The organism is Catellatospora sichuanensis, assembly GCF_007483665.1.
Classification (GTDB): Bacteria; Actinomycetota; Actinomycetes; order Mycobacteriales; family Micromonosporaceae; genus Catellatospora; species Catellatospora sichuanensis.
The window spans coordinates 93,810-114,126 of the sequence record NZ_VIQO01000002.1; the positions used below are offsets into that span (position 1 = coordinate 93,810).

At 71.4% G+C, this 20,317-nt stretch carries 21 protein-coding genes; 18 read left to right on the forward strand and 3 right to left on the reverse strand.

What is annotated here, in order from left to right; genetic code table 11:
- Nucleotides 1-115: 115 nt before the first annotated feature.
- Nucleotides 116-1,228: a glutamate 5-kinase gene (proB, locus tag FLL47_RS18010; protein ID WP_144121712.1), complete on the reverse strand. Its 1,113-nt coding sequence runs from the start codon at nt 1,226-1,228 to the stop codon at nt 116-118.
- 141 nt (nt 1,229-1,369) lie between these two features.
- Here proB and FLL47_RS18015 point away from each other — a divergent pair, with 141 nt between their 5' ends.
- Entirely contained in the window at nt 1,370-1,663 is a 294-nt protein-coding gene (locus FLL47_RS18015; protein WP_144121713.1) for an MGMT family protein, read from the forward strand.
- Between the two features lie 242 nt (nt 1,664-1,905).
- Here the strand turns inward: FLL47_RS18015 and FLL47_RS18020 are convergent, their stop codons facing one another.
- A complete protein-coding gene (locus FLL47_RS18020) occupies nt 1,906-3,237 on the reverse strand; it encodes a gamma-glutamyltransferase (protein ID WP_342780332.1) in 1,332 nt (443 codons plus the stop codon).
- A gap of 97 nt (nt 3,238-3,334) precedes the next feature.
- Here FLL47_RS18020 and FLL47_RS18025 point away from each other — a divergent pair, with 97 nt between their 5' ends.
- From FLL47_RS18025 to FLL47_RS18105, 17 genes are all read left to right on the forward strand, one after another.
- On the forward strand, nt 3,335-4,723 hold the full coding sequence (locus FLL47_RS18025) for an MFS transporter (RefSeq protein ID WP_144121715.1): 1,389 nt from the start codon (nt 3,335-3,337) through the stop codon (nt 4,721-4,723).
- 44 nt (nt 4,724-4,767) lie between these two features.
- Nucleotides 4,768-5,793: a hypothetical protein gene (locus FLL47_RS18030; RefSeq protein ID WP_144121716.1), complete on the forward strand. Its 1,026-nt coding sequence runs from the start codon at nt 4,768-4,770 to the stop codon at nt 5,791-5,793.
- A 10-nt stretch (nt 5,794-5,803) separates the two neighbouring features.
- Nucleotides 5,804-6,325: an NADH-quinone oxidoreductase subunit B gene (locus FLL47_RS18035; RefSeq protein ID WP_144121717.1), complete on the forward strand. Its 522-nt coding sequence runs from the start codon at nt 5,804-5,806 to the stop codon at nt 6,323-6,325.
- A gap of 51 nt (nt 6,326-6,376) precedes the next feature.
- Nucleotides 6,377-7,684 (forward strand): DUF2252 domain-containing protein, encoded by a 1,308-nt coding sequence (locus FLL47_RS18040; RefSeq protein ID WP_144121718.1) that lies wholly within the window; start codon nt 6,377-6,379, stop codon nt 7,682-7,684.
- A 76-nt stretch (nt 7,685-7,760) separates the two neighbouring features.
- A complete protein-coding gene (locus FLL47_RS18045) occupies nt 7,761-8,264 on the forward strand; it encodes a SigE family RNA polymerase sigma factor (protein ID WP_144121719.1) in 504 nt (167 codons plus the stop codon).
- Entirely contained in the window at nt 8,257-9,021 is a 765-nt protein-coding gene (locus tag FLL47_RS18050; protein WP_144121720.1) for a hypothetical protein, read from the forward strand. Before FLL47_RS18045 ends, FLL47_RS18050 begins: the two co-directional genes overlap by 8 nt.
- Before the next feature lie 19 nt (nt 9,022-9,040).
- The gene (locus FLL47_RS18055) at nt 9,041-9,598 is read left to right on the forward strand and encodes an NADH-quinone oxidoreductase subunit C (protein WP_144121721.1); all 558 of its coding nucleotides are present in this window, start codon (nt 9,041-9,043) and stop codon (nt 9,596-9,598) included.
- A 67-nt stretch (nt 9,599-9,665) separates the two neighbouring features.
- Nucleotides 9,666-10,622 carry a complex I subunit 1/NuoH family protein gene (locus FLL47_RS18060; RefSeq protein WP_144121722.1) on the forward strand — a complete coding sequence of 319 codons (957 nt, stop codon included), beginning with the start codon at nt 9,666-9,668 and terminating at the stop codon, nt 10,620-10,622.
- Nucleotides 10,623-10,736: 114 nt separating this feature from the next.
- Nucleotides 10,737-11,246 carry a NuoI/complex I 23 kDa subunit family protein gene (locus FLL47_RS18065; RefSeq protein ID WP_120317202.1) on the forward strand — a complete coding sequence of 170 codons (510 nt, stop codon included), beginning with the start codon at nt 10,737-10,739 and terminating at the stop codon, nt 11,244-11,246.
- Nucleotides 11,243-11,785 (forward strand): NADH-quinone oxidoreductase subunit J family protein, encoded by a 543-nt coding sequence (locus FLL47_RS18070; RefSeq protein WP_144121723.1) that lies wholly within the window; start codon nt 11,243-11,245, stop codon nt 11,783-11,785. The genes FLL47_RS18065 and FLL47_RS18070 overlap by 4 nt, the downstream gene beginning before the upstream one ends.
- Nucleotides 11,785-12,177, forward strand: coding sequence for an NADH-quinone oxidoreductase subunit NuoK (gene nuoK, locus FLL47_RS18075; RefSeq protein ID WP_144122039.1), 393 nt, complete (start codon nt 11,785-11,787; stop codon nt 12,175-12,177). The genes FLL47_RS18070 and nuoK overlap by 1 nt, the downstream gene beginning before the upstream one ends.
- Nucleotides 12,174-13,943, forward strand: a complete 1,770-nt coding sequence (locus tag FLL47_RS18080) for an NADH-quinone oxidoreductase subunit 5 family protein (RefSeq protein ID WP_144121724.1) — start codon at nt 12,174-12,176, stop codon at nt 13,941-13,943. The genes nuoK and FLL47_RS18080 overlap by 4 nt, the downstream gene beginning before the upstream one ends.
- Nucleotides 13,940-15,430 carry a complex I subunit 4 family protein gene (locus FLL47_RS18085; protein ID WP_144121725.1) on the forward strand — a complete coding sequence of 497 codons (1,491 nt, stop codon included), beginning with the start codon at nt 13,940-13,942 and terminating at the stop codon, nt 15,428-15,430. The genes FLL47_RS18080 and FLL47_RS18085 overlap by 4 nt, the downstream gene beginning before the upstream one ends.
- A 160-nt stretch (nt 15,431-15,590) precedes the next feature.
- Entirely contained in the window at nt 15,591-17,099 is a 1,509-nt protein-coding gene (locus tag FLL47_RS18090) for a proton-conducting transporter transmembrane domain-containing protein (RefSeq protein WP_144122040.1), read from the forward strand.
- A 209-nt stretch (nt 17,100-17,308) separates the two neighbouring features.
- Complete coding sequence (gene htpX, locus FLL47_RS18095) at nt 17,309-18,184, forward strand: zinc metalloprotease HtpX (protein WP_144121726.1); 876 nt, start codon at nt 17,309-17,311, stop codon at nt 18,182-18,184.
- A 78-nt stretch (nt 18,185-18,262) separates the two neighbouring features.
- Nucleotides 18,263-18,670 (forward strand): G5 domain-containing protein, encoded by a 408-nt coding sequence (locus FLL47_RS18100; protein WP_144121727.1) that lies wholly within the window; start codon nt 18,263-18,265, stop codon nt 18,668-18,670.
- 146 nt (nt 18,671-18,816) lie between these two features.
- On the forward strand, nt 18,817-19,500 hold the full coding sequence (locus FLL47_RS18105) for a hypothetical protein (protein WP_144121728.1): 684 nt from the start codon (nt 18,817-18,819) through the stop codon (nt 19,498-19,500).
- 364 nt (nt 19,501-19,864) lie between these two features.
- Here FLL47_RS18105 and FLL47_RS18110 read toward each other — a convergent pair whose 3' ends face one another.
- Entirely contained in the window at nt 19,865-20,146 is a 282-nt protein-coding gene (locus tag FLL47_RS18110) for a hypothetical protein (protein WP_144121729.1), read from the reverse strand.
- Between the last annotated feature and the right edge of the window lie 171 nt (nt 20,147-20,317).

The following is a 20,317-nucleotide window of genomic DNA, read 5'->3' on the forward strand; positions in this document are numbered from 1 at the left end:
GTTTCCAGCCTTCCGTAGGTGCTCGGATTCGTCGGCGCAGTGGTGCAGCTCAGCCTGCGAGCTGCGTTAACAAGGTGCCCTTCCTCTACGCATAGCGTTAAGAAGGTGCCCTTCCTTACAGGAGGACCAGGTCGTCGCGGTGGATGACTTCGCGTTCGTAGGCGGGGCCGAGGGTGGCGGCGAGTTCGACGGTGGAGCGGCCGAGCAGGCCCGGCAGTTCCAGGGCGTCGTAATTGACCAGGCCGCGGGCCACGGCGTGGCCGGTGACGTCGATCAGGTCCACCGGGTCGCCGGCGGTGAACGCGCCGTCGACGCGGGTGATGCCGGCCGGGAGGAGTGAAGCGCGCCGGTCGACGACCGCGGTGACCGCGCCCGGGTCCAGGTGCAGGCGGCCGCGCGCGGTGGTGGCGTGGGCGAGCCAGTGCAGCCGGGCGGTCGCGCGTACCCCCGCGGCGTGGAAGAGCGTGCCCACCGCCTCGCCGGACAGGGCCGCGGCGGCCAGCGGCGCGGCGGTCAGCACCACCGGGATGCCCGCGTCGGTCGCGATGCGGGCCGCCTCGACCTTGGTGACCATGCCGCCGGTGCCCACCCCGGCGCTGCCCACGCCGCCCACCGACACCTCGGCGAGCTGCGCGAAGTCGGTGACCTCGTCGACCCGGCGGGAGCCCGGCTGCGACGGGTGGCCGGTGTAGAGCGCGTCCACGTCCGACAGCAGCACCAGCAGGTCGGCCTGCACCAGGGCGGCGACCAGCGCGGCGAGCCGGTCGTTGTCGCCGAAGCGGATCTCCTCGGTGGCGACCGTGTCGTTCTCGTTGATGATCGGCACGGCCTGCATGTCGAGCAGTTTGCGCAGCGTGCGGTGGGCGTTGCGGTAGTGCGCGCGCCGGGTCACGTCGTCCACGGTCAGCAGCACCTGCCCGACGGTCCGCCCGTGCCGGCCGAACTCCTCGGTGTACGCGTGCATCAGCCGCCCCTGGCCCACGCTGGCCGCCGCCTGCTGCGTGGCCAGATCCCGCGGTCGCCGCGACAGCCCCAGCGGAGCCAGCCCCGCCGCGATCGCGCCGGACGACACCAGCACGACCTCCCGCCGCCGCTCCCCGTCCACGCTGCACAGCGCCCCCACCAAGGCCGCCAGCCGCTCCGGATCCAACCCCCCGGCAGCCGTCGTCAGCGACGACGACCCCACCTTCACCACCACCCGCCGAGCCCGGGTGACTACTCCACGCATCCGCCCATTCTGCCGCCCCCACCTCCCCCCGCCCCGCACCGATCCCACCTGCTGGCGCGCCCTCCCGCGTTGATCATGAACTTGTGGCACGGGTCGGCGGCGTGTCGTGTGCACAACTTCCTGATCAATTAGCCTTCGGCTATGACCCCCGACGAGTACGCCGAAGCGGTGTTGCGGATGGTCGAGGCGATCCCGCCCGGCCGGGTGATGACCTACGGCGCGATCGCCGACGCGCTCGCGGACGAGTCGGGCCGCAACTCGGCCCGCCGCGTCGGCACGATCATGGCGCGGCACGGCGGCGGGGTGCCCTGGCACCGGGTCGTCGGCGCGGGTGGTCGGCTGCCCCCCGGTCACGAGAACGAGGCCCGCCGTCGCCTGACCGCCGAAGGCGTCCCCTTCCGCGGCGACCGGGTGGCCGCGTCCGCGATCAACTGACCCCCGTCCCCCTCGCTTTACCTCGACCAGGCGGTCTGCGAGCGCCTCCCGGCGGCCGTCCCACTCAAGATCACCAGACTTGCCTGGCACCTGTGCGTATCTCGACCACGCTTGACCGCGGTTGCCTGGCAAGTCGAGCGATCAACGGCGCTGGGTGCCCCGCACTCGGGTGATCATGAAGTTGTGGGCACGACACGCCGTCGAGCCGTGCCATAAGTTCATGATCAACGCGGGAGGGTGGGTCAGAGGAGGCGGGCGGCGCCGCCGCGGCGGGGGTCGCCGGAGGCGCCGGTGGTGCCGATGGCCGAGACGCCGCCGAAGTAGTGGCTGCGGTGCGGCCAGCGGTTGACGGTGTAGCCGGCTTCGGCCAGGGCCATCTCTTCCGGGACCGGGAAGTGGGGTTCGACGTGGACGACGTCGTCGACGGGGTGCAGGCGGGGGGCGCGTACGGCGTCGGGGGTGTCCAGGCCGTCCACGAGCACGCCGACCAGGGTGCGCAGCAGCGCGGAGCGGATCCGGGACGCCCCGGCGGAGCCGATCGCCAGGCGCAGCGCGCCGCCGGGGTCGAGCACCACGAGCGGGCACATCATCGAGGCGAGCCGCTCGCCGGCGGCCAGCTCGCCGGAGTAGAGCTCGCCCTCGCCGAGCATCGAGTTGAGGTGCACGCCCAGCCCGGGCAGCCATACCCCGGAGCCGAGGCCGAGCGTGGTGGTGATGACGCAGGCGTTGCCGGCGGCGTCGACGGCGGTGACGTTGGTGGTGTCGCCGAGCCGGTCATCGGGGCCGCGTACGTCGAGCGCGCCGGCCAGCACCACGGCACGTTCGGGGCGGGGCAGGGCGGCCAGGTCCGGCGGCAGTCCGCGCAGGGTCTGCACGGTGCGGTTGAGGTCCGCGCGCCCGAGCACGGTACGTCCGGCCAGCTCGGCGGTGGTCACGGCCCGTTCGAGCACCTGGTACGCGGACAGGTCGAGCGGCCCGAGCGCCCCGCCGTCGGTGCGCACCGAGTCCACCACGGCGGCGCCGAGCTTGCCGGTGTAGCAGGTGCCGGGGCCGTCCGCGGCGAGGATGTCCAGCGCTTCGGCCAGCCCGGCGTGGAACAGCCGGTCCCCGCCCTGCAGCAGGTTGCCGCCGGGGGCGTACGCCGGGCCGCCCTGGCCGGGCAGCATGGCCTCGATCAGCGAGGGCAGGGTCACCGCGTGCGCGAAGGGCATGGCGACGCCGGTGCGGGCCAGTTCGGCAGCGGGCGCGACGACGTCGGACCACGGCAGGGCCCCCCAACGTGAGTGAATCTCGCCACATCCGGCAGGCAGGCCGGGGACCGCGACGGACGCTCCGCCGATCTCGTAGGGCAGCGGCACCTCGCCGAATCGGACCGCGATCGGCGTCATGGGCTCAGCCTTACGATCACCGTCCAGACCGGGCATCGCAACGAAGAAGTCAAGGCAGGTGACCCGCCCGGTCGACGCTTCGTAGTACGTGGCGAACCCGCCGCCGCCCAGCCCGGTGAAGATCGTCTCAGCGACGCAGGCGGCCAGTGTCGCGGCGACCCCCGCGTCGGCCGCCGTTCCGCCCATCCGCAGTACCCGAAGGCCTACATCAGCGGTGGCCGGATGGCCCGCTGCCACACCGGCAGGTACCAGCATTCACTCGCCTCCCGTACCATCCGCGCTCATGACATCCAGTGTGGAGGTGATGGAGGCCCCGGACGAAGCGCTTCCCACTCGTGTGCGAGTCGGATATTCGCTCGGCTCCCTGGTGACCGGTGCTTTCGGCACCGTCCCGGGCTTGTTGCTGCTGCCGTACCTGACCGACACCCTGGGTGTCGCCGCCGGTCTGGCTGGCCTGCTGGTGCTGCTGCCCAAGGCCTGGGACGTCATGCTCAACCCCGTGGTGGGCCGCATCTCGGACCGCACCCAGACGCGCTGGGGCGCCCGCCGCCCCTATCTGCTCTTCGCCGGCCTGGCCATGGCCGTGCTGTTCGCGCTGCTGTTCGCGGCCCCGTTCGGCGACGGCGGCCAGGCGGGCCTGTACGTCGCGGTGATGTTCCTGCTCACGGCCACCGCGTTCGCGTTCTTCCAGGTGCCCTACGTGGCCATGCCCGCCGAGATGACCAGCTCCTACTCCGAGCGCACCCGGCTGATGACCTGGCGGGTGGCGCTGCTGGCCACCTCGATCCTGGTCTCCGGCGCGATGGCGCCGATCATCCGCGACGCGATGGGCGGCGGGCTGCCCGGCTACCGCTGGATGGCGCTGTTCGTCGCGACGATCATGGTGGCCGGCACGCTGATCGTGTTCGTGAGCACCCGCTCCGCCCCGACCGGCGCCGTCACCGCCAGCGAGCCGTCGCTGCGCGCCCAGCTCAAGGTGGTCGCCGCGAACCGGCCGTTCCGGGTGCTGGTGGCCTGCTTCGTGGCGCAGTCGACCGGGGTGGCCTGCATGCTCGGCGGCGTCGAGTACTTCGCCAAGCACGTGCTCGGCGACGCGGGCACCACCACCGCCCTGTTCGTGGTCGTGGTCAGCCCCGCGCTGTTCGTGATGCCGGTGTGGCGCCGCGTCGGCGAGCGCCTCGGCAAGCTCAAGGGCTACGTGGTCGCCTCGATCACGCTCACCGCGGCGACGCTCGCGCTGGCCGCGGCGCCGCTGCTGCCGCACTGGGCGATCTACTCGATCATCGCGGTGATGGGCTTCGGCTACGCCGGCCAGCAGCTGTTCGGCCTGTCCATGCTGCCCGACTGCATCGCGTACGACACCGCCCGCACCGGCAAGCGGCAGGCCGGCGTGTTCACCGGCGTGTGGACCGCGGGGGAGACCCTGGGGCTGGCGCTGGGGCCGTTCATCTTCGGCGTCGTGCTCCAGCTGTTCGGCTACATCTCCACCACCGCAGGTGAGACGGTCGCGCAGAGCGATCTGGCGAAGACGGGAGTACTGCTCGGGTTCACCGTGGTGCCGGGTCTTATCGTGGGCATCGCGCTGGTGCTGCTGCGGGGGTACGACCTCGGCGGCGACCCGGCCGTCACCGAGATCCGCGAACCGCTGCCCGAGGCGGCTCCGGCCAGGTAGCTCCACGTCTTGCGTACAGGACCTCAGGGGAGGGTGCACGCCACATGTTCGTGCAGCAGGTTCAGCGGTTCCACCAGCTCATCCTCGGCCAGGATGTGAACTCCGCGCTGGCCGCGGTGGCGCCGCTGGTGCAGGCGGCCCGGCTCGCGCCGGCGCACGAGCTGACCCCGGCGGTCACCCACCTGGCCCCGGCCATCGGGGCGGCGCCGATCCCGTTCGTCGCGGCCACCGCGGCCACCGCCGCGGGTGCGCTGGTCGAGCTGGGCGGCTCGCCCGGTCCACTCACCCGCATCGTGCTGGAGCGCCTCGGCAGTGCGCTGACCGGCACGCACTCGTTCATCGACGCCTGGATGGCGTACGGCGGCGGTCGGCCGCTGCCCGAGCGCACCCAGCTGGACATCACCGTGGCGACCGGACTGCTGGCCGCCCAGCTCGGCCCGGACCGGGCGATGCCGCTGGTGGCGGCGTGGCGCGACGCGCCGCACTGGGCGCTGGCCGCGGTGGCCTGCCTGCACCACGCCGAAGCACGGGCCCAGCTCGGCGACCGTGCCCCCTGGACCGCGCAGGTCGACCCGCTGCACTCGGCCGCGCCCGCGTTCATGCGGCTCATCCTGGCGCTGCGCATCATCGACGAGCACCTGCTGGTGCTGCACCGGCCGACCCGGCGCGGGGCGATGGTGTTCGTCAGCGGCGTGGCCGACAACTTCCAGCTGCAGACGCTGCTCGCCGACGCGCTCATCGGGGCGGGCCTGGTGCAGGGCAAGCGGCCCGACGCGCGCTGGATCAGCGCGTTCCAGCACGGGCCGGACGGCACGGTGCTGGAGCATGTGGACGACAGCTTCCACCTCACCGACGCGACCGGCGCGACCATGCGCAACGAGGCCGGGCCGGCCGACATCGCCGTGGTCAGCGGCTCGCGCATCCTGGTGCTCGACGACGCCCGCTACAGCCGGCACTGGCGGCCGGGACGGCGCTTCCCGATCACCGCGCAGGTGCGCGTCGACCGCATCCTGACCCAGGAAGAGGTCGAGGCGTGGTTGGGCTACGTCCCGCCGACATCCTCGGTCTAGGCTGAGCCGTATGGCCCTGCCCTCGGTGCTCGGAGATCCGATCAAGTTCGTGCTGAACTGGGGTCGGCGCTACTCGCTGTGGGTGTTCAACTTCGGGTTGGCCTGCTGTGCGATCGAGTTCATCGCCAGCAGCATGGGTCGGCACGACTTCATGCGCCTCGGCGTGATCCCGTTCGCACACGGCCCCCGCCAGGCGGACCTGATGGTCGTGTCGGGCACGGTCACCGACAAGATGGCCCCGGCCATCAAGCGGCTGTACGACCAGATGCCCGAGCCCAAGTACGTCATCTCCTTCGGCGCGTGCAGCAACTGCGGCGGGCCGTACTGGGACTCGTACTCGGTGACCAAGGGCGTGGACCAGATCATCCCGGTGGACGTGTACGTGCCGGGCTGCCCGCCGCGGCCTGAGGCGCTGCTGCACGGCATCCTGCGGCTGCAGGAGAAGATCGCCGCGGAGCAGTCGGGCTTCGGCGGCGTGCACCGTCCCGACCCGGCTGCGCTGACCGCCCCGATCGTGTCACCACCGGCCTGACCTGTCCTGTTTCCGCAGCGCCTGGTTGCGATCACGCGTTAGCGTCCACCCATGACGCGATCCGAGCAGATCCTGGACGTGCTGGTCACCGAGTTCGGGCCGCTGATGACGGCGGAGCCCGCGGCGTTCCGGCGCAAGTTCCGGAAGATGGCGTCCAGCGCGTTCGCGTTCTACCGCGGCAGCGCGTCCCTGTTCTACGCCGACATGAACGGCGAGTACGCCGACGACACGTTCCTGACCGCGCAGACCAGCCGGGTCTGGATCCACGGTGACCTGCACGCCGAGAACTTCGGCACGTACATGAACGCCGAAGGCGTGCTGGTCTTCAACGTCAACGACTTCGACGAGGCGTACGTCGGCCCGTTCCTGTGGGACCTGCGGCGGCTGTGCGCCAGCATCGCCCTGCTCGGCTACGCCAAGGCGCTGTCCGACGAGACCATCGGCTACCTGATCAAGGACTTCGCCGGGTCGTACCTGGCCGAGCTGCGCGCCATCGCGCTCGGCGGCGACGACGCCATCGGCTCGCTGACCCTGTCCACCACCACCGGCCCGCTGCACCGGGTGCTCCAGCAGGCCCGCCTGAACACCCGGGTGGACCTGCTGCAGGGGATGACCGTGATCGACCGGTACGAGCGCCGCTTCGCCGACCGCGACGGCGTGTACCAGATCGACGCGCCGACCCGTAACGCCGTCGAGGAGGCCTTCCGGGGTTACCTCGGCACGCTGAACCCGCACCACGCGCACAGCGGCCACTCCGGTGTCGAGCGCACCATCAAGGACGTGGTGCTGCGCAAGGGCGTGGGCATCGGTTCGGCCGGGCTGCCCTCGTACAGCCTGCTGCTGGAGGGGCACACCCAGGCGCTGGAGAACGACGTGGTCGTCTACATGAAGCAGGCGCAGACCCCGGCGGTGGCCCGGCACATCGAGGACGCGCGGGTGCGCGGCTACTTCCTGCACCAGGGCCACCGCACCGCCGAGTCGCAGCGGGCGCTGCAGGCCGCGGCCGACGCCTGGCTGGGCTACACCGAGCTGGACGGGGTCGGACAGCTGGTCGCGGAGGTGTCACCGTACGCGGCCGACCTGGACTGGTCGGACGTCAACGAACCCGACGAGCTGGTCAGCGTGGTGCGGGAGCTGGGCCGGGCGGTGGCGCGCATGCACTCGGTCGCCGACGACGAGTCCAGCCATGACCTGGTGGACTTCTCCACCGAGGAGGCGATCGTGGCCGAACTCGACCGCGACGAGGCCGGCTTCGTCGGCGGCCTGGTCGAGTTCGCCCACGCGTACGGCGCCCAGGCCCGCGGCGACCACCAGCTCTTCGTGGACCTGTTCCGCAACGGCGCGATCCCGGGCGTCTGAGCGATCTCGTATGCTTCTCGATCGTCGCGCTCCTCGTGGCCCCACGATCCCCCGCCCCTGGACCTAGGAGAACAGCGTGCCGGAGAACCGCGACTTCGCGGAGTTCTACGCGGCCGCCTTCCCCAACCTGACCGGTGCGCTGTTCATGCACACCGGCGACCTCGGCGAAGCCCAGGACGTGGTGCAGGAGGCAATGATCCAGGCTCTGCGCCGCTGGGCGGTGGTGTCCACGTATGAGGAGCCCGCGGCCTGGGTGCGCAGGGTCGCCTGGAATCTCGCGACCAGCCGGTGGCGCAGGCTGCGGCGCGGCCTGGAGCTGGCGGCCCGCGGCTGGGCGAACGACGCCGTGGCCGGACCCGACCCCGACCGGGTGGCGATCGTCCGCGCGCTGGCTGAACTGCCACCGAACCAGCGGCAGGCGGTGATCCTGCACTACCTCGAGGATCTGCCGGTGGCCGAGACGGCGGAGCTGATGGGCGTGGCGGAGGGCACCGTCAAGTCCTGGCTGCACCGGGGCAGAGCGAGACTCGCGGTTCTGCTCGGTGATGCGGCACTCGGTGGGGAGCTCGAGAATGTCTGACCTCGACCCGCTCCGCAGCGCCCTCACCGAGGCCGAACGGTCCGCCCGCCAGTTCGTGCGGCCGCCCGGTGCCGAGGCCGCCCGGCGTACGCTGCGCCGCCGCCGGGCCGTGCGGAACACCACGCTGTGCATGCTGCTGCTGTTCCTCCCGCTGGCACTGTTCCTGCAGCTGTCGAGCCTGCGGCCGAGTCCCGCGCCGCTGTCGCCGACCTCCGGCCCCACGCCGTCGGGGTCGGTCCCCGCGCCCACGCCCAGCCCCAGCCCCAGCTCCAGCCCCAGCCCCAGCGTCCTCCCCTCCGCTTCGGTGAGCGCAGGCCCTGCCGAGGTCGGCGCGCCTGCGGCCCCGGCGTCGCCGCGCTGCCAACCGAAGGCTTTCATCGTCACCACGGAGCTGAGCGCCACGCGGTACACCGTGTCCCTGGAGAACGAGAAGACCTTCTGCCCCGACGGCGTGGTGCCGTACTTCTGGGCGCGCTACGGCTTCAACGCCGCCTTCGACACGATGGTGCTGCTGGATTCGGGGCGCAGCAGGCTCGACTGGACGCACAAGCGCCGCACCGTCGTCATCTCCGGCACCGGCGACGAGTGCGACGCGTGGTTCATCGTGCAGGGCAGCGCCGCGATCAAAGCAAGCATCCCGTGGCCGAAGGGCCAGGACGCGTCTGACCCCGACGACGCGTACGCCCTCTACGGCCGGGGCAACACCAAGGTCGCCTGGATGCCGTTCACGCGGTCGGGATGTATGGCACGGTCCTGACGGGCATAGGATGCCGAGCATGACGCCGGAGGAGATCGGTGCGCGGCTGAGCGGGCTCGTGCCCGGCGCACAGGCGGGGCTGTCCGGCGGCGGGGCGTACGCCCGGGCCGTCGTCGACGTGCCCGCACCGTCCTGGGTGCCCGCGCTGACCGCCGCGCGCGACGAGCTGGACTGTGACTTCTTCGACTGGCTGTCGGCCGTGGACGAGCTGGACGCGGGCTACGACGTGGTCGCGCACCTGTGGTCGACGGACCGGCGGCACGGGGTGCTGCTGCGCACCCGGGTGCCGGCCGACGGAACGCTGGAGTCCGCGGTGGACGTGTATCCCGGCGCGGCGTGGCACGAGCGGGAGACCTACGAGATGTTCGGCATCGGCTTCCCGGGCCCGCTCGAACCGCTGCTGCTGCCGCCCGAGTTCGAAGGCCACCCGCTGCGCAAGAGCTTCGTGCTGGCCAGCCGGGTCGCCAAGCCGTGGCCCGGGGCCAAGGAGCCGGGCGAGTCGGAGACCGGCTCCAAGCGCCAGGCCATCCGCCCGCCGGGCGTGCCCGCGCCGGGGGAGTGGGGGCCGGGCGCATGAGCGAGCGCAGCAAGCGAATCATGGGACATTCCGAACATGCCGGCGCGCAGCGGAGCGGAGCGACCGCATGACCTGGGATGTGATCTTGAGGGTCGCGCTGGTGGCGGTGGCGTTCCTGACCCTGCCGCTGATCGTCGGCCAGACCGAGCACAAGGTGATGGCGCACATGCAGGCCCGGCTGGGCCCGATGTACGCGGGCGCGTTCCACGGCTGGGCGCAGCTGATCGCCGACGGCGTGAAGTTCGCGCAGAAGGAGGACGTGACCCCGCGCGCCGCGGACGGTCCCGTGTTCCGGCTCGCGCCCGCCGTGGCGCTGCTGCCGTACCTGCTGGTGCTGCTGGTCATCCCGCTCGGGCCGGGTGACCTGGTCGGGCAGCAGCTCGACGTGGGCCTGTTCTTCGTGCTGGCCGTGGTCGGCGTGGGCGTGATCGCGGTGCTGATGGCGGCGTGGGCCTCGGCGAACAAGTACTCGCTGCTCGGCGGCCTGCGCGCGGCGGCGCAGCTGCTCGGGTACGAGCTCCCGTTCGTGCTCTCCGCGGCGAGCGTGGCGATGGCCGCCGGCACGCTCAGCCTGCCCGGCATCGTGGCTGCCTGGCAGCCGTGGTGGCTGCTGTGGCAGCTGCCCGCGACGATCGTCTTCTTCGTTTCGGGGCTGGCCGAGATCCGCCGCCCCCCGTTCGACATGCCGATCGCCGACTCCGAACTGGTGTTCGGCTACCTGACCGAATACACCGGCCTGCGCTTCGCCTTCTTCCTGCTCGCCGAGTACGTCGGCATCGTGGTGATCTCGGCGCTGACCGCGGCGCTGTTCCTCGGCGGCTGGCACGGCCCGTGGGCCGAGTCGGTGGGCTGGCTGTGGATGCTGCTCAAGACCGGCGCGGTGGCGTTCGTCGTGATCTGGCTACGGGTCTCCTGGCCCCGGCTGCGCGAGGACCAGCTGCAGCGCCTGTGCTGGCTGGTGCTGGTGCCCCTGGCGCTGGCCCAGCTGGTGCTGACCGCCGGCGTGCGCGTGGCGCTCGGCTGACCGCTACTCGCGCGGTGACCCCTCACACGGCAGGATGGGACACATGAGCGAGCTCCGCGAGCGAATCATGAGCACCGACACTCATGCCGCCGACGAGCGTAGCGAGGAGAAGGCATGAGCATTCCCGGCGCGGGACTGGGCAAGGGCCTGGCGGTCACGCTGAAGACCCTGGTGACCCCGTCGACTACGCAGCAGTATCCGGACGTGGCACCCGAGCTGCCGCCGCGCTCCCGGGGCGTGATCGCCCTGCGCGAGGAGAACTGCACGGTGTGCATGCTGTGCTCCCGCGAGTGCCCGGACTGGTGCATCTACATCGACTCGCACAAGGAGGAGGTCGTGGTGCCGGGCGCGGCGCGCCCGCGGCAGCGCAACGTCCTCGACCGGTTCGACATCGACTTCTCGCTGTGCATGTACTGCGGCATCTGCATCGAGGTGTGCCCGTTCGACGCCCTCTACTGGTCGCCGGAGTTCGAGTACGCCGAGTACGACATCCGCGACCTGATGCACGACAAGGACCGGCTGGGCGAGTGGATGGCCACGGTGCCGCCACCGCCCCCGCACGATCCGCTCGGTGAGCCGTCGAAGGAGGAGACCGCCGTGGCCAAGCGCGCGAGCGCCTCGTGACGTTGCAGGACGTGCTGCTGTCGGTGGTCGGCCTGGTCGCGGTCGCGGGCGGCGTCGCCGTGGTGACCACCAAGCAGCTGGTACGGGCAGGCCTTTGGCTCGTCGTCGCGCTCGGTGCCGTCGCGGTGGAGTTCCTGCTGCTGGGCGCGGAGTTCGCGGCCTGGGTGCAGGTGCTCATCTACGTCGGCGCGGTGGTGGTGCTGCTGCTGTTCGCGGTGATGCTGACCCGCGCGCCGATCGGGCGCAGCTCCGACCTGGACCGCCCGGCGCTGCCCGCGACGCTGGTCGGCGCGGCCTCCGGGCTGGGCCTGGCGGCGCTGTTCGTCGGCGTGTTCGGGCAGTTCCAGGTCCCCGCCCCGGCGGTCGGCACCGCCGAGCGGATCGGCGACTCCGTCTTCGGCGCCTGGGTGCTGCCGTTCGAGGTGCTGTCGATCCTGCTGCTGGCCGCGCTGGTCGGCGCGATCGTGCTGTCGCGCCCGGCCGCGCCCGCCCCGCAGGACGCGTCCGCCGACGCCGTGGCACAGGGGAGCAGCCGATGATCCGTCCGGTGATCCCGCTGGTGACCGCGGCGCTGCTGTTCGGGCTGGGCGCGTACGGCGTACTGCGGCGGCGCAACGCGGTGCTGGTGCTGATGTCGGTCGAGCTGATGCTCAACGCGGTGAACCTGGTCCTGGTCACCGGCGACACCATGCGCGAGCGGGTGACCGGCCAGGTCTTCGCACTGTTCGTGATCGTGATCGCGGCGGCCGAGGTGGGCGTGGGCCTGGCCCTGGTGCTGCGGCTGTTCCGACTGCGCCAGGACATCAACATCGACCAGGTGGCGCTCGACGACGAGCCGCGCACCGGCCCGCCGTTCGCCGCGCCCGCGCTCGCCGATGCGCGCAGCGGCGCGGCGGCCGGTGCGCCCACGCTCGACGGGGAGCAAGCATGATCGCGACACTGGTGCTGGCCCCGCTGGTGTGCGGGCTGGTCGGCCTGCTGCTGCCGATGCGCAACCGGCCGCTCGGCGCGGCCCTGGGCATCGCCGGTGCGGCGGTCAGCCTGGTGCTGACGGTGTTGCTGCTGGCCGACGGCACGCGCGGGGAGTTCTCGGCGACCTGGGCGAGTTTCGGCGACCTCGGCGTGACGCTGACCGCGCTGGTGGACACCCGCGCGCTGCTGATGTCCCTGGCGGTCGCGGTGGTCGCGCTGTGCGTGCAGGTCTACTCGGTCGGCTACCTGGCCGGGGACGGGCGCTACGGCCCGTACGCCGCCCAGATCTCGATCTTCACCGGCGCGATGCTGACCGTGGTGTTCTCCGGCGACCTGATCTCCCTGCTGATCGGCTGGGAGGTGATGGGCGCCTGCTCGTACCTGCTCATCGCGCACGACCGCACGCTGCCCGAGGCGCCCGCCGCGGCGGTGAAGGCATTCCTGGTCACCCGGGTCGGCGACGTCGGCTTCCTGCTCGGCATCGTGCTGCTGGGCATCACCGCGGGCAGCTTCCGCATCACCGAGGTGCTGGCGGCCGTGCCGTCGATGTCCGGCGCGACGGTGACCGCGGCGGCGCTGCTGCTGCTGGCCGGGGTGGCCGGCAAGAGCGCGCAGTTCCCGCTGCACACCTGGTTGCCCGACGCGATGGCCGGCCCGACGCCGATCTCCGCACTCATCCACGCCGCCACCATGGTCGCCGCCGGTGTGTACGTGGTGGCCCGGCTCTTCCCGGTTTTCGCGGCCTCCCCGACGGCGCTGGCCGTGATGGCGGCGATGGCCGGGGTGACCCTGCTGCTCGGCGCGCTCGCCGCGACCGCGGCCGACGACATCAAGCGGGTGCTGGCCTGGTCGACCGTCTCGCAGCTCGGCTACATGATGGCCGCGCTGTCCGCGAAGGCCGTCGACGCGGCGATGTTCCACCTGCTGGCGCACGCTGCGTTCAAGGCGCTGCTGTTCCTGTGCGCCGGATCGGTGATGCACGCCGTCGGCAGCAACCTGATGTCGCGGATGGGCGGCCTGCGCAAGGACATGCCGGTGACCTTCTGGACCATGACGATCGGCCTCGGCGCGCTGGTCGGGCTGCCGCCGTTCGCCGGGTTCTTCAGCAAGGAGGCCGTCGTCGGCGCGCTGCACGCCCAGCCCGCGCTGTGGCTGACCGCGCTGCTCGGCGTGGCGATCACCGCCTGGTACTCCACCCGCCTGTGGCTGCTGACCTTCTTCGGCCCGGCCCGCGACGCCACGGTGCACGGGCACGAGCCCGGCTGGGCCATGCGGGCCCCGCTGCTGGTGCTCGCCGTGCCCGCGGCGGGCCTGGGCGTCGGCGCGCTGGTCGCCGACTACGAGCTGGCCCACCTGGGTCTCGAACTGGTGCTGCCGCTGGCGCTGGCCGTGCTCGGCGTGGCCGCCGCCTGGTGGGGCTGGCGCCGCGCCGACGCCGGTGACCCGGCCGCGGCGCTCGGCAAGGCCGGGCCGTTCCTCGCCGGCGGCCTGGGGCTGGACACGGTGCAGGACCGGCTGGTGGTCCGGCCGGTGCGGGCACTGTCGCGCGTGATCACCGTGGTGGACGTGTCCGGCGTGGACGGCGCGGTGAACGGCCTCGGCCGGGCGACCACCGGCGCGGGCGCGGGACTGGCCGCGTGGCATCGTGCCGCGCTGCCGCGGGCACTGGCCGGAATCCTGGTCGGCGCGGTGCTGGTGACGGTGACGGCGGTGGTGTTCGCATGACGACCTCTGAGTTTCTCCTGGTGGGCGTGTTGGTGGTGCCGCTGCTCGGGGCCATCGCCGCGCTGCTGCTGCGCGGGCGGGCCGGTGCGATCACGGCCACCGTCGCCGCGGCGCTGACCGTGCTGCTGGCGGCCCCGATGTTCTTCTCCCGCGGCGTGGTGAAGCCGGTCGGCCGGGGAAGCGGGCTGTGGCACGAGGTCGACTGGCCCTGGGTGCCCACGCTGGGCCTGCGGCTGAATCTGGGCGTGGACGGCATCTCGTACCCCCTGGTCGTGCTGACCGCGCTGCTGACCCTGCTGTGCTGCGGCTACCTGCTGTGGCAGCGGCCGGAACGGGCCAACCAGCTGGCCGCGCTGCTGCTGGTGATCGAGGTGGGCATCCTCGGCACCTTCCTCGCCTTCAACCTGGTGCTGTTCTTCCTGGCGTTCGAGGTGGTGCTGCTGCCGATGGCGGCGATCATCGCCGGCTGGGGCGGCCCGGCCCGGCGCGCGGCCGCGCTCAAGTTCGCGCTGTACACCCTGGCCGGGTCGGTGCTGCTGCTGGTCGGCGTGATCGCGGTCGTGGTGCAGACCGGCACCGCCGACATCGTGGTGCTGACCGCCGATCCGGGCGGGCTGTCCCACGACGCCCAGCTGTGGATCTTTGGGCTGTTCGCGGTCGCGTTCGCGGTGAAGAGCCCGCTGTGGCCGCTGCACACCTGGCTGCCCGACGCGCACACCGAGGCGCCGACGGTGGGCAGCGTGATCCTGGCCGGCGTGCTGCTGAAGATGGGCACGTACGGGCTGATCCGGGTCGGGGTCGGGGTGACGCCGGAGGGCGCCGCGGCGTTCGCGCCCGCGCTGGGCGTGCTCGCGGTCGCCGCGATCCTGATCGGGTCGCTGGTCTGCCTGTCCCAGGTCGAGGTCAAGCGCCTGATCGCGTACTCCTCGGTGGGGCACATGGGCTTCGTGCTGCTCGGCATCGCCACCCTCAACGAGATCGGGCTGCAGGCCGCGCTGATCGGCAACATCGCGCACGGCCTGCTCACCGGGCTGCTGTTCTTCCTGGCCGGGGCGATCAAGGATCGCGCGCACACCGGACTGCTGTCCGACCTGGGCGGCCTGCGCGAGCGCCAGCCCTGGCTGGCCGGGGTGCTCGGCTTCGCCGCGCTGGGCAGCCTCGGCCTGCCCGGCCTCGCCGGGTTCTGGGGCGAGGCGTTCGCGGTGGTCGCGTCCGTGCAGCGCGGCGGCACGCTGTGGACCGTGCTGGCAGTGCTGGCCGCGATCGGCGGCGCGCTGACCGCGGCATACCTGCTGCGGCTGCTGCGCCGGGTCAGCCACGGCCCGCAGGCCGCGACGCTGGCGGGCGCGCCCGAGGCCCGGGTCCCCGAACTGGTCGCCTGGTCGCCGCTGGTGGCCCTGGCGCTGCTGCTCGGGGTGATGCCGATGCTGGTGCTGGGCATGTCGGCCGACGCGGTCGCCGCACTGACCGGAACGGTGACACCGTGACGCCACCCCACGAACCCCCCGCCGCCCTTCGGGCCGCGCCGACGACGGGAGTCGGCGCCCTGCAGTTTCGGGGAAACTGCAGCCTTCGGGCCGTTGAATCGAGCAGTTTCCCCGAAACTGCAGAAGCTCGGGTCGGGGTGGTGCTGTGAATCTGCAACTGATGCTGCCTCTGCTGGTCGCCGCCGGGACCGCGCTCGCGGTGCTGGTCGTGGACCTGATCACGCAACCGCGCTGGCGCTGGCCGCTCGGCGTCGGCCTGCTCGGCGCGGTGGCGACCGCGGTGACCGCGGCCCTCACCGAGCCCCGCCAGATCGGCACCTTCTGCGCCGGACTCGCCGCGCCCGGCAGCGACGCGATCATGCCGGTGGACTGCGCACTGATCTTCGACTCCCGGGCCCGCCTGGTGTCGGTGCTGGTGGCGGCGCTGACCGTGGGCGCGCTGCTGCTCTACGTCCCGGCCCTGCGCCGCGGGGACGCTCCCGCAGGCGAGACGGTGTTCCTGTTCGCGTGCGCGATGACCGGCGGCGTCGCGCTGGCCGCGGCCGGTGACCTGATCACCCTGATCGTGGCGCTGGAGACGCTGACCATCCCGCTGTACGCCCTGGTGGCACTGCACCGGCGGCGGGCCGGTGAGGCCGCCGCGGCCGCGGTGACCTTCTTCGCCAACAGCGTGGCCGCGACCGCGGTGACCCTGCTCGGCGCGGCACTGCTCTACCTCGCCTCCGGCACCGTACAGCTGCGCGGGCTGGTCTCGGCCCCGCTGTTCGCCACCGGGCAGTGGCGCCCTGTGGCGCTCACCGGCCTGGCGCTGATCCTGGTCGGCCTCGGTTTCAAGGTCGCCGCCGCGCCGCTGCACGCCTGGGCCCCGGCCACCTACGAGGGCGCGCCGGTGCCCGTCGCCGCGTTCCTGTCCACCGCCTCCAAGCTGGGCGGTGTGGTGGCGATCCTGATCATCATCGACGGGGTGCTGGCCACCGGCGCGGCAGGCGACGACCGCAGCATGTTCGTCACCGCGGGCATCACGCTGGCCGTGCTCGCCGCGCTGTCGATGCTGATCGGCACACTGGTCGCGCTGCGCCAGCGCCGCACGGTACGCCTGCTCGCCTGGTCCTCGATCGCGCAGGCCGGGTTCATCCTCGCACCGCTGGGCGGACTCACCGGGCTTGCGCTGGCCGGGCAGGCCGACGGGCTGCTCGACGCCGCGCTCGAGTACACCGTCTTCTTCCTGGTGCTGGAGCTGGCCGCGTTCAGTGCGGTGGTGGCCCTGCGGCCGGACGAGCCGGACGGCGGCACCCTGGCCGACCTGCGCGGCCTGGGCCGCACCGCGCCGTGGCGCGCCGCCGCGCTGACCTTCGCCCTGGTCGGCCTGGCCGGCCTGCCGCCGATGCTGGCCGGGTTGTTCGCCAAGATCACGGTGATCCAGGCCCTGCTGCGCGTCGACTCCTACCGGCTGGCCGTGCTCGTGGCGCTGGTCTCGGTCGTCGGCCTCGCCGTGTACTGGCGTCCCATCGCCGCGCTCTACCGCTCAGCCGACGCATCCGACGCATCCGGCGTGGCCGCCCGCGTGGCATGGGCACCCGCAGCCGCACTGGGTCTGGCCACCGCGGCCGGGTTGCTGCTGGCGGTCGCCCCGCAACTGGTCTACAGCGCGGTCACCGCCTGGCGGTGACGCCGCCCCTCCGGGCTCCCGAGCTGCCGACCGAGCACTCCTCCTGCCGCGCGGCTGCACCGGTGATGGTGGCGAACCGGGCAAGCCGCGCTGAAGGGATAACCTGAACTTTCAGCATGTTCACAGCGCGTAGCGGGAACGTGGATGCCAGCAGCACTGGTTGCACCAGATGCGCGGCACACCCACCGCGCCACTCGTGGAGGGAACGCATGCACAGCCACAACGGCCTGAAGACGGCGGCCCTGCTGGGCCTGCTGACAGCGATCATCCTCGGCATCGGCTACTGGTTCGGCGGCAGCGCAGGTCTGCTCATCGCCGTCATCGTGGCGCTGCTCATGAACGGTGTGAGCTACTTCTTCTCGGACAAGCTCGCGCTGCGCTCGATGCGCGCCCAACCGGTCAGCGAGGCCGATTTCCCCCAGCTCTACCAGATGGTGCGGGAACTCTCGCAGCAGGCCGGCCAGCCCATGCCCCGCCTTTACGTCAGCCCCACCATGCAGCCCAACGCCTTCGCCACCGGCCGCAACCCGCAGCACGCGGCGGTCGCCGTGACCGAGGGCATCACCCGCATCCTCGACTACCGCGAACTGCGCGCCGTCATCGGTCACGAGCTGTCGCACGTCTACAACCGCGACATCCTCATCTCCAGCGTCGCCGGGGCGCTGGCCGGCATCATCACCATGCTGGCCAACCTCGCCTGGTTCATCCCGATGGGCGGCGATGACGACGACGGCCCCAACCCGCTCGCGCTGATGATGATGCTGATCCTCGGCCCCCTGGCCGCGACGATCATCCAGCTCGCCATCAGCCGCAGCCGCGAGTTCCAGGCCGACGCCTCGGGTGCCCAGCTGACGAACGACCCGTTGGCCCTGGCCAGCGCACTCAAGAAGATCCACATGGGGGTACAGCAGATGCCGCTGCCCGCCGAGGGACAGCTCGCCAGCTCGGCCCACCTGATGATCGACAACCCGTTGAAGGGCGGCGGCATCGCGTCGCTGTTCTCCACGCACCCGCCGATGGAGGAGCGGGTCCGGCGCCTGGAGGCCATGGCCGCCAGCTCCGGCCCCATCCAGTACATGCGCTGACGCTCCAGACGAAGGCCCCGCCACGCCGGCGGGGCCTTTTGCGCACCGCCCTCCGAGGCCGTTGTCGAACCCACTCCCGTGGTCGAGAAGCGCACCGCGACGGAGACCAAGACGATCGCGCACGGGGTGAAGCGGGTCAACGACTCCACCCTGACCAAGGGCAAGACCCGGGTGAAGACCCAGGGCGTGAACGGGACCAAGAAGTTCACCTACGAGGTGACCGCGACCGACGGGCTGGAGACCTCCCGGGTGCTGGTCCGCGAAGAGATCACCAAGCAGCCGGTCACCGAGGTCATCCTGGTCGGCACGAAGAAGCCGTCGTGCGACCCGAACTACAGCGGAGCCTGTGTGCCGATCGCCTTCGACGTCGACTGCGCGGGTGGTAGCGGTGACGGCCCGGCGTATGTCGAAGGGCCCGTTTACGTGATCGGCAATGATCATTACCGGCTCGACGGCAACGATAATGACGGAATCGGCTGCGAGTGACCCTGAACGAATCTTGGTCCCGTACCGTCGCCAGGCGACCGTGCGGGACCAAGATCTGGTGGAGTCGGCATCAGCGGTAGTTGGTGAACTGCTGGATGGCGCTTCTCCGCTGGAGTGTGTCGGTGCCGAGCGGCACAATGCCGCGCGTGAACGACGATGAGATCTTCGAGTCCTTGGCGCACCTGGTGGCAACCGGTGAGTACCTGGACGACATGTTGGGCCTGCCTGGCGTCGACCTAGACGGAGGTGGAGCCTTCCGGGGTGCCGTGAACAGAGCGCGCTGGCGGCGCATCTACCAGCGACGCAGCAGCAGGTACCTAGCTGCGAAAGCGTCGGGCTGGATCGAGTTCTACCCTCCGCTGGAAGTGGCAACCCCGGCGGCAGTGGAAGAGGCTGAGGAACTGGCCGGGGTCACTCTGCCGCCGCTGCTTCGCCGCCTATATCTCGAAGTCGGCAACGGCGGCTTCGGACCGGGCTACGGGCTCGCAGGGCTGAGGAACGGCCACCACGCGGGCGAGGCTACGGCGAGCCTAGCTGGCCGGAGGCGGTCGGACGTCGGCCCCCGCATTCCCATGATCTTGTGTCACTGGGGCTGCGGTATCACCAGCACGATTGACCTCGCCGATGGCCAGATCTGGGGAAGCGACCCCAACCCGGGACCAGCTGATGTGTCCTGCGAGTTTCCGCAAGGCATGACGATCAGCGAGTGGTTCGCCCTATGGCTGGAGAACCGGCTTTACCAACCTTGGCTCCTGGAAGACGACAGCACAGGCCAGTGGCGAGGTGCCACCCTGGAAGACTACGAGAACATGCTCGCGACCGAAGGGTGAGACCCGCGTGACGGACCGCCGCTCTGGTGGCCGTTCCCCGTGCCCGATCGTGCCCGATCCTGCGGTCAACCAGGGTCAATGAGAGGTCGATCTGGGGCGGCCTGACTGCCTCTAGCTGGGATTGAGCCAGGCCGACACCTCGTGGTTCAGCGCCGATCGATAATTCCTAAACCGCAGCTCACGGGGTACTAGGCGGGGCCGTCAGGGGTCGCTTGGGCATAACGGGGCGGCGAATGATGACCAACGGCATCGCCACGGCGGCGACTGACCAGAGTCTTCGCAGTTCAGTACCGCGCAACCCGGTGACGTGTACAGGGACGGACGCGTCGGCCTGGACGGCGGATGTTGGTTGCCAGCTGAGTGCCTAACGGAAGCGTGGGCGAAAGACGTCTCGCCACAGCATGAACTCGACATCGGTCTGAGGCAGTTTCCACTCGAAGTGCGCGAGGTACCGCACAGGCAACGTGCAGATGAGGCCGAGGACGATCAGCGCGGGCCAGACAGGCCACAGGCGTTCGAGGTCGACGAGGGACAGCGGTAAGCCGATCATCGTGGACCTCAGGTACCAGACGGTGACGCGGTACGGCAGCGACCTCCGTGCAAGCTGCTCCACAGCAGCGCGATCGTTCGGTTGCTGCTCGGTCATGCGAGGAGGGTAGCGGCCCACCTTCTCGGCGGCGAGGGACCGATCGACACGGAGCCCTTCACCAGGGAGGGTGCCAGCACGTATCTATCTGCGAGAAGCTAGCCGGCTGACAGCACGGCTATCGGCAGGCGTACAGCAGCGATCCACGGAAGCGACTGTCTGATCTTGCGT